1 rRNA gene is annotated in these 1,426 nt (G+C 51.8%); it reads right to left on the minus strand.

What is annotated here, in order from left to right:
- Positions 1 to 29: 29 nt before the first annotated feature.
- A 23S ribosomal RNA gene (locus SC428_RS22030) occupies positions 30 to 1,426 on the minus strand; the annotation flags it as partial.

The raw sequence follows: 1,426 nt of genomic DNA on the forward strand, positions 1-1,426 counted from the left end.
CAATCTCTCTAAAACACCTTCGGTGTTGTCAGGTTAAGCCTCACGGTTCATTAGTACTGGTTAGCTCAACGTATCGCTACGCTTACACACCCAGCCTATCAACGTCTTAGTCTTAAACGTTCCTTTAGGACCCTTAAAGAGTCAGGGAAGACTCATCTCAAGGCAAGTTTCCCGCTTAGATGCTTTCAGCGGTTATCTCTTCCGCACTTAGCTACCGGGCAATGCCATTGGCATGACAACCCGAACACCAGTGGTGCGTCCACTCCGGTCCTCTCGTACTAGGAGCAGCCCCTTTCAATCTTCCAACGCCCACGGCAGATAGGGACCGAACTGTCTCACGACGTTCTAAACCCAGCTCGCGTACCACTTTAAATGGCGAACAGCCATACCCTTGGGACCTACTTCAGCCCCAGGATGTGATGAGCCGACATCGAGGTGCCAAACACCGCCGTCGATATGAACTCTTGGGCGGTATCAGCCTGTTATCCCCGGAGTACCTTTTATCCGTTGAGCGATGGCCCTTCCATTCAGAACCACCGGATCACTAAGACCTACTTTCGTACCTGCTCGAGCCGTCACTCTCGCAGTCAAGCTGGCTTATGCCTTTGCACTAACCGCATGATGTCCGACCATGCTTAGCCAACCTTCGTGCTCCTCCGTTACTCTTTGGGAGGAGACCGCCCCAGTCAAACTACCCACCAGACACTGTCCGCACCCCAGATAATGGGGCAACGTTAGAACATCAAACATTAAAGGGTGGTATTTCAAGGTTGGCTCCATGCAGACTGGCGTCCACACTTCAAAGCCTCCCACCTATCCTACACATCAAGGCTCAATGTTCAGTGTCAAGCTATAGTAAAGGTTCACGGGGTCTTTCCGTCTTGCCGCGGGTACACTGCATCTTCACAGCGAGTTCAATTTCACTGAGTCTCGGGTGGAGACAGCCTGGCCATCATTACGCCATTCGTGCAGGTCGGAACTTACCCGACAAGGAATTTCGCTACCTTAGGACCGTTATAGTTACGGCCGCCGTTTACTGGGGCTTCGATCAAGAGCTTCTCCTTACGGATAACCCCATCAATTAACCTTCCAGCACCGGGCAGGCGTCACACCGTATACGTCCACTTTCGTGTTTGCACAGTGCTGTGTTTTTAATAAACAGTTGCAGCCAGCTGGTATCTGCGACTGGCTTCAGCTCCATGGGTAAACCACTTCACCTAGCGCCAGCGTGCCTTCTCCCGAAGTTACGGCACCATTTTGCCTAGTTCCTTCACCCGAGTTCTCTCAAGCGCCTGAGTATTCTCTACCTGACCACCTGTGTCGGTTTGGGGTACGATTAATGATAATCTAGAGCTTAGAGGCTTTTCCTGGAAGCGGGGCATGAGCTACTTCATCACCGTAGTGACTCGTCATCAGACCTCAGCAT

Source organism: Providencia sp. 2023EL-00965, assembly GCF_033550225.1.
Classification (GTDB): Bacteria; Pseudomonadota; Gammaproteobacteria; order Enterobacterales; family Enterobacteriaceae; genus Providencia; species Providencia manganoxydans.